The 7,820-nt window shown below is 40.4% G+C and carries 5 protein-coding genes; 1 reads left to right on the forward strand and 4 read right to left on the reverse strand.

Going from position 1 to position 7,820, the window contains the following annotated elements:
- From ACKI5B_RS08115 to ACKI5B_RS08130, 4 genes are all read right to left on the reverse strand, one after another.
- Positions 1 to 1,595 (reverse strand): phosphoribosylformylglycinamidine synthase (locus ACKI5B_RS08115; protein WP_486401670.1); only part of this gene is annotated, 1,595 nt, incomplete at its 3' end.
- 78 nt (positions 1,596 to 1,673) lie between these two features.
- On the reverse strand, positions 1,674 to 2,939 hold the full coding sequence (locus ACKI5B_RS08120) for a hypothetical protein (RefSeq protein ID WP_407427598.1): 1,266 nt from the start codon (positions 2,937 to 2,939) through the stop codon (positions 1,674 to 1,676).
- On the reverse strand, positions 2,936 to 3,724 hold the full coding sequence (locus ACKI5B_RS08125) for an outer membrane lipoprotein-sorting protein (protein ID WP_407427600.1): 789 nt from the start codon (positions 3,722 to 3,724) through the stop codon (positions 2,936 to 2,938). Before ACKI5B_RS08125 ends, ACKI5B_RS08120 begins: the two co-directional genes overlap by 4 nt.
- Positions 3,721 to 6,078, reverse strand: a complete 2,358-nt coding sequence (locus tag ACKI5B_RS08130; protein WP_407427602.1) for an efflux RND transporter permease subunit — start codon at positions 6,076 to 6,078, stop codon at positions 3,721 to 3,723. Before ACKI5B_RS08130 ends, ACKI5B_RS08125 begins: the two co-directional genes overlap by 4 nt.
- A gap of 269 nt (positions 6,079 to 6,347) precedes the next feature.
- Between ACKI5B_RS08130 and eno the strand changes: the two genes are divergently transcribed.
- Positions 6,348 to 7,667 (forward strand): phosphopyruvate hydratase, encoded by a 1,320-nt coding sequence (gene eno, locus ACKI5B_RS08135; RefSeq protein ID WP_407427604.1) that lies wholly within the window; start codon positions 6,348 to 6,350, stop codon positions 7,665 to 7,667.
- Positions 7,668 to 7,820 lie beyond the last annotated feature (153 nt).

The raw sequence follows: 7,820 nt of genomic DNA on the forward strand, positions 1-7,820 counted from the left end.
CCGCCTGCACCGAAGTCATTTGAGCGGCGGATCATGTGGCTTACTTCAGGATTGCGGAAAAGACGCTGAATCTTTCGTTCTTCAACGGCGTTTCCTTTCTGAACTTCAGCAGCGGCAGTTGTGACAGATTTTTCAGTGTGAACTTTTGAAGAACCTGTAGCACCGCCGATACCGTCACGGCCTGTTCCACCACCAAGAAGGATGATGATGTCTCCAGCCTCTGGAGTTTCGCGCATTACAGTCTTGTAAGGGCTTGCTGCGATTACGGCACCAAGCTCCATTCGTTTTGCAACAAATCCCGGGTGATAGATTTCTGTTACCTGACCTGTAGTCAAGCCAATCTGATTTCCGTAAGAAGAAAATCCCTGGGCAGCTTCTCGGCAGATTTTCATCTGAGGAAGTTTTCCGTGCAGAGTTTCGCTCAAAGGAACAGTCGGATCTCCCGCACCTGTTACACGCATTGACTGGTAAACCCAGCTTCGGCCTGAAAGAGGATCGCGGATTGCGCCGCCGATACAGGTTGCAGCGCCACCAAAAGGCTCGATTTCTGTCGGATGGTTGTGTGTTTCGTTTTTGAACTGCAAAAGCCACTGCTCAACTTCTTCTTTGCCTTCCGGAAGAGGATTTCCCTTTTCGTCAGTTGTGTAGTGAACGTCGATGAAGATTGAGCAGGCGTTATTTTCTTCGCTTACTTCCATGTCGTCGAGCATACCGTGCTTGCGGAGATATTTGCCGCCGATTGTAGCCATGTCCATGAGAGTGAGAGGCTTGTCCTTTCGTTTCGCATAGATGTCTGTGTGCATGGCCTCGTAATTTTTGAGGGATTCTTTGAAAAGTTTGGCGTAAGGGCCTTTTTCGATTTTGATGTCTTTAAGGACAGTATTGAAAGTGGTGTGACGGCAGTGGTCAGACCAGTAAGTATCGAGAACACGGATTTCAGTTTCGGTCGGGTCACGCTGAATCGACTTAAAGTATTTCTGAAGGAACTGAATGTCAGCCAAGTCCATAGCCAGACCCATTTTTGCGCGGTAAGCATCGAGTTCTTTTTTGCCGAGCGAGATAAATCCTTCGACAACAGGAATGTCAGCCGGAACATCGACCTTCATTTCAAGAGTTTCAGGAATTTCAGATTTAGCAAGGCGTGAATCAACAGGGTTAATAAGATATTTCTGAATACGGGTAACTTCATCAGCAGATACATTGCCGGAAAGGATGACCATTTTGGCACATCGGACTCGCGGTGGCTCAGTTCCGACAGTGGCCGTAGAACGCATAGACTCGCGAAGGAGGGAAAGACACTGTTCGGCAGAATCAGCGCGCTGGTCGTACTGACCCGGCAGATATTCCCAGATAATCACAGTGTCGGCGGGGTCGGTTGCAAGCTCCGTGTAGACGACAGAATCACTCTGAGGCTCAGAGAAGATTCGCAATGCCGCCATCTTAGAGACATCTTCAGAAGTGTTCTCGATGTCATAGCGGTTGAAATAACGCACTCCCTTTACAGAAGAAATGCCCAAAAATCCATTGATTTCACCCAAAATGCTGGCAGCCTCACTCTGGAAGCCGCTCTTGCGTTCTACATAAATACGAAACATTTCTATATTTTAGTGATTTGCAAGGTTTTTTGGAAGATATGCCACTAAACGCTTTCTGCAGATAAATTTATAACTTTCTTAAAACTTAATCTCTCCTTTTAAAATCACTGATGATAAATCTTTGTATTTTCCGTAATTACCCTGCTTTTCTTTTCCTTCATTGTAAAACATTGCTGAAAGTTTTGCTGAAAAATTATCTGTAAAGGCATATTTTAACCCCGGATTAATGACTGAATCAAAATCGTTCAAACCAACAATACACGAAAAATCTGTTTCTAAATTTCCGCCAAAAAATGTCCGGCTTATACTTAAAGTAGCTTCGTGTTCATATTTTCTGCGTTCCAGAAAATCCAGATTTCCATATATTGAATCAAGAAAATACTGTGCTGTAACAGTCCAGTCTCCTTTCATCCAGTCTAAACCAAAGAGAGCTGTAAATTCATTGTGTTTTTCTGTTTCAAAAGTCACTGTAGAAAATTTTTTTTCAGGGAAAAATGCTCCCTCAAGCCGCACGGTGATATCTTTAACTGGAATGGAAGAGTCAAAACCGAACATCGTCATCCGCTTATATTCACCGTTTAAAGTAATTTTTCCCTCTGCAGAAACTTCTAAATGCTGGAATGGTATATCGTCAAATCCATAAAAGGCATACAGGGAAAAATCTGCAAAAGGCAGAAATGTACCGATTCTTAAAGCATATTCACAGTTTTTAATATTCCGCTCAGGGATTTCCATTTTTCCAACAGAAATTCCTTTTTCTAAAACTTCTCCGAAAAGCACTTTATTCATAATGCTGCCTTCCTTTAGAGGAAGAAGTGCCGGTGTAAAGAACGGAATAAAATAAGCATCGACCAGAAATTTTGATCCGTTCAATGAAAATTTAACCGCTTCAATTCCCTGTTTCTGATCAACAATTTTATCTGATGAAATAACTGTATAATCTGCCGGACAAAGCACATTCGTTACTTCAAGACCGTCGGCAGCCCCCCAGGTTGAAATCTGCCGTCCTATTTTAAAAGCCCAGAATTCCCCTTCATAAATGTAATAAGTCTCTTTCAAACTGGCAGAAACTGATTCTGCTTTGTCATCTGTTCTGTTTACAGCATCAAAACTCACTTTTCCATCAAATAAAAAGCTGCTGCTTTCAAAAAATCCTTTTAACTGGCTTTGTGCAGTAAGATTTCCGACAGTAAAGTCACCGCTGTACTGTGTGTACCATAAGCCCGCTCCTGCTTCTGTAGAAAGGGAAGCCGAAAAATCAAGATTTTCAAAAGCAGTACTCTGTGCTAAGACGGAAAAAGAGATGAAAATTACGGAGAAAACAATAAAAACCTTCTTTTTCATCGTATATTTCCGCGTTCAAGGGCTGCAACTGTAAAAATATTGTCACTTATTTCTTTATCAAAGGCGATTTGAGTACGGGTCAAAACCGTGAAATGTTCTGTCTGCACATTTTTCATCGTCATTTTGGAGCATGTGTAATAACTATCGATTTTAGAAATATCTTCACAGCTGAGAATTCTGTGCAGTTTATTCTGCCGGTCAAAGAATTCAGCTTTGCGCATCATAAAATCTTCACATCCAATCCAGATAATTCTCTTCGGCTCCTTTTTTGAAGAATCTTTTCGTACAGCATTGATTTTATAACATTCAACACCGTCAAGATTTTCAATTCCTGAAAGCGTATAATTTTCTTCGTCTAAATCAAGCTCATCCATATCACTGTAAGTAAAATCAGTTCCCATAAAATCCCCTTCACTTTCAGAAGAACTGATTCGCCTCGTCTTTTTCATGGCAGGCATATAAAGCCAGTTGTCGCTGTCTTTTTTACTTCCATCTGATTTTTTCGAATATTCAATACTCAGATAAGCAACGCCTGAAACATCTTTTGGAGTCAGAAACACAATTACACTCTTTTTTTCATTTCCAAAATCTTTTTCTTTCATTAAGACTTCACGGACTCTTTTACTTCCCTTTTTATTCACAATTTCCATGGTTGCTCTAGATTCAGATGATTTTGAATTATCCAGCTCCTTAGATTTTTTCATAATGTCATAACCGCTCAGATTTTGAGCCGAAATTAAAGCACATGCAAAAACAGCAGATACTACTGAAATTAATTTTTTCATAAATTTTCCTCCTTTTTTCCACCAAACGCTTTTACAACCAGAATCAGCACAGGTGTAAGCGTGTAATCAGCAACTAAAGCACCAAAAAGCCCGATTATTGAAAGATAGCCGATTCTTGCAAAACACGGCAAAATACTGAATGCAAGAACGGCAAACATGCTGCACAAAATCACTGTGGTCATGCCCATTGTTTTTCCGATTTCACGGAAAGTTGCCAGAATTGAACTGGTGTAACTTCCATTTTTCTCAAACTGAAATTTTACATGATTATTAAAGTGAATTGTATCATCGACAGCGATTCCTAAAATCATAGGCATAACAAGCATTGTAATCATATCAAGCGGAATTTTTAAAAAGCCCATAACTCCGCCAATCAGGATTACAGGTGCAACATTCGGAACCATGCCGATTAATCCGGTTTTTACAGAACCAAATGCCAGAATCATCAGAATCAGGATTAAAAGGAAACTGACTGCAAAAGATTTCAGTTCCGCCCAGACAAGTTTTCCGTTCATTTCAGCAAAATTCGCAACTTCTCCGACAATCGCACAATTGGCATCCGGGAACATCTCCTGGGCAAATCGCTTTGCCTGTGCAATTTCTGCAGCGATTTTTGTTGCATCGTAATTTTTCATCTGAACTTCCATGTAAGTTGTTGAAAAATCTTCTGTTATCTGATTATACAGATCATCCCCGCCGGAAATTTCATACAGAAACAGTTCCTGAGAAAGTAAATCATCATCATCCGGGATTTTATAAAAGGCTTTATCATCAGAATTAAGGGTTCTGTTCATTTCTTTAACTGTTTCGCTGATTGAACTTACACGGAAGCGGGTACCAGAAAGTTTTGTCATTGAAAGGGTACCTAATTTCTTCTGAAGCTCGTCGAGTTTTTTCATATTTTCACTTTTTTTGAAAAAACCTTCTTCACCGCTTTCAATAAAGACATTGTATGAATACATTGAACCAAGTTTATTTTCTGAAATTTCAACCAGGCGCCTTATGTAGTCAACTTTTGTACCCATCATGTCAATCATGTCCATATTAACCTGACTTTTAAAAATTCCCGGAATCATTCCTATAATAACTACAGCTGAAAGTATAAGCACCTTGCGCTTACCATTAATTACAGATTTTCCGCATCTTTCAAAAGCAAGGTCAAGTTTTGTTGCACCGTTTTTATTTTCTTCACTCTGAACAGACCTGTCTTTTCCCAAAGAAAGCAGAGCCGGCAGCAGTGTCATAATGTAAGCGTAGACTGCAAAGACAGCACCTGCTGAAAGTAAACCGGTTCTTCTAAGCGGAACAAGTCCTGAAAAGCTGAAGGAAACCATTCCCGCCATAGTCGTAATTGCAGTAAAAAGAATAGGCCAGCCGCTTTCGCCTACAGAAAGTTCCACGGCCTTTTTGCGGCTGCCGGTTCGTCTGAAAAACATTCTGAACGAATTGATGTAATGAACCGCATAACCGACAGCTAATGCCATTGAAAGCAGAACCGGAAGCATAATCAGCTGTGTATCCATTTTTACTCCAGTCCAGCCTGCAACTCCAAGACTTGAAAGAATAGCAAAGAAAGTTGCAAAAAAAGGTACCAGAACTCCGCGGAGGGAATGAATAAAGATAACCAGAAATAAAATCATTACCAGAAAGCCGATTGCAATGCGCATAACAACTTCACCGGAAATAGCCTGATCCTCTTCATATTCAGTATAAGTAAGACCACACTGTTTAAAACTATATTTCTCTGATTTAAATTCATCGCTTTCAAAAATTTCTCTGGCAGGAACAGCAATTTTTTCTTTAACTTCATCAACTGAATCCCCGTAATCTTCCAGAGAAAGTATAAGCCATGTAGATTTTGCATCATCGCTGACCAGATTATTTACAATAGATTCTTTCTGTAAAAGCCACTGTTTTTTTTCTTCAAGTTCTTCCGGATTAGAAGGAATTCCTTTTTCAAAAGGATTTATAACTTCAAAGCCGTCTTCTGTCCCCTGAGTAACAGATAAATCCATTAAAGAGGTGACATTTTTGGCAAAAGGAACTTCCATTTCAAGCCGTTTTCCCATTCTGCCGATTGCATCTAAAACTTCCGGATCAAAGACATCATCTGCTTCAAAAAGAACTGCAATTCCGTCCGCTGCTCCGAAAATTTCCTTAAAGCGGTCTGTATCAATTTTGATTTTTTCCCAGTCTTCAAAATATTCTGTTTCATTTGTGCCGAGTTTTAAGCTTTTTAAGCCTGCACAACAGAAGGCAGTTAAAATCAAAATTCCAGCCACAAACAGAAACCGGTGCTTTACCTGAAGAACGCCGATTTTTGTAAACCATTCATTGATTTTTGTTATTCTCATAAGTTACGCCTCGATATTCTAAGTTAGACTAAGCTAACCAATACAAGTATGTTATTCTTTAATATTATTTTATGCAAGTAGACAACACGGTTTTAATTCTGATAATTTATTTGACATTATTTTACATAAAGTTTATAGTAACTTTAGTTAGCTATAACTAACTATGACTCATTAGCCACAATAGTCAATCTTTAAGCTTTGCATGGGAATGATGAAAATATCTTCCTCTTGCCATGCAGGGCTTTTTCCTTTCTGGAGGTATTTTTCTCATGTTAAATTCAATCAAAATTGAAAATGTAATCGGACGTGAAATTATAGATTCACGCGGAAATCCTACTGTTGAAGTAGATGTAATTCTTGAAAACGGCGTACTTGGACGCGCTGCAGTTCCAAGCGGCGCTTCAACAGGCGAAAACGAAGCTCTAGAACTCCGTGACGGAGACAAAAAACGTTACGGCGGAAAGGGTGTTCTTAAAGCCGTAGAAAACGTAAATAAAATCATTGCTCCTGCGCTCAAAGGTGACAATGTTTTTGAACAGCGCGCAATCGACCTTAAAATGCTAGCCCTCGACGGTACTCCGACAAAATCAAAACTCGGTGCAAACGCAATTTTAGGCGTTTCTCTTGCAACAGCTCAGGCAGCCGCAAAAGCACTTAACATTCCTCTCTACCGCTACATCGGCGGAGCAAACGCACACGTTCTTCCTGTTCCAATGATGAACATTATCAACGGCGGCGCACACTCAGATGCTCCGATTGCCTTCCAGGAATTCATGATTCGTCCGGTCGGCGCAAAATCAGAACGCGAAGCAATCCGTATGGGTGCAGAAGTTTTCCACGCTCTTGCAAAACTTCTCAAAGGTCGCGGACTTTCTACTGCTGTAGGTGACGAAGGAGGCTTTGCTCCAAAGTTCGACGGAATCAATGACGCTTTGGATTCAATCGTTCAGGCAATTAAAGATGCAGGCTACAAACCAGGCGATGATGTAAAAATTGCAATGGACTGTGCAGCTTCTGAATTCTCAGTCGAGAAAAACGGCAAATTCTACTACAACTACAAGCAGCTTTCTAACGGAACTCCAAAAGATCCTAACGGAAAGGAATTGAGCGACGACGAGCAGATTACATACCTTGAAGAACTCATCACAAAATATCCGATTGACTCAATTGAAGACGGCTTAGACGAAAACGACTGGGAAGGCTGGAAAAAGCTTACTGCAAAAATCGGAAACCGCTGCCAGCTTGTAGGTGATGACCTTTTTGTAACAAACGTAAAATTCCTCGAAAAGGGAATCAAAGAAGGAGCAGGAAACGCAATCCTCATCAAAGTAAACCAGATTGGCTCACTCACAGAAACTCTTGAAGCAATCGAAATGGCTCACCGTCACGGCTACACAACCGTTACAAGCCACCGCTCAGGCGAAACAGAAGACACAACAATTGCAGACATTGCAGTTGCAACAAACTCTGGTCAGATTAAAACTGGTTCAATGAGCCGAACAGACCGCATGGCTAAATACAACCAGCTCATCAGAATCGAAGAAGAACTCGGAGAAACTGCAGTTTACGGATATAAAAAACTCAGGTAAGTTTTTGTCTTTAAAAAATCAGGGGTGCCCGTTCTTTGAAGTGCACCCCTAAAGTTGGACAAATAAAATTCAATTTTAGGAGGTGCATTTTTTATGCCCAAATACTCAGAAGAGTTCAAGATAAAAGTTGTAAATGCTTATTTATCAAATGAA

Origin of the sequence: Treponema sp., from assembly GCF_045657965.1 — a bacterium.
GTDB lineage: Bacteria > Spirochaetota > Spirochaetia > Treponematales > Treponemataceae > Treponema_D.

Excerpts from the sequence above, each read along its gene's own strand:
- ACKI5B_RS08120 (WP_407427598.1), bottom strand. The coding sequence starts at position 2,939 with ATGAAAAAGAAGGTTTTTATTGTTTTCTCCGTAATTTTCATCTCTTTT.
- ACKI5B_RS08125 (WP_407427600.1), bottom strand. The coding sequence starts at position 3,724 with ATGAAAAAATTAATTTCAGTAGTATCTGCTGTTTTTGCATGTGCTTTA.
- ACKI5B_RS08130 (WP_407427602.1), bottom strand. The coding sequence starts at position 6,078 with ATGAGAATAACAAAAATCAATGAATGGTTTACAAAAATCGGCGTTCTT.
- eno (WP_407427604.1), top strand. The coding sequence starts at position 6,348 with ATGTTAAATTCAATCAAAATTGAAAATGTAATCGGACGTGAAATTATA.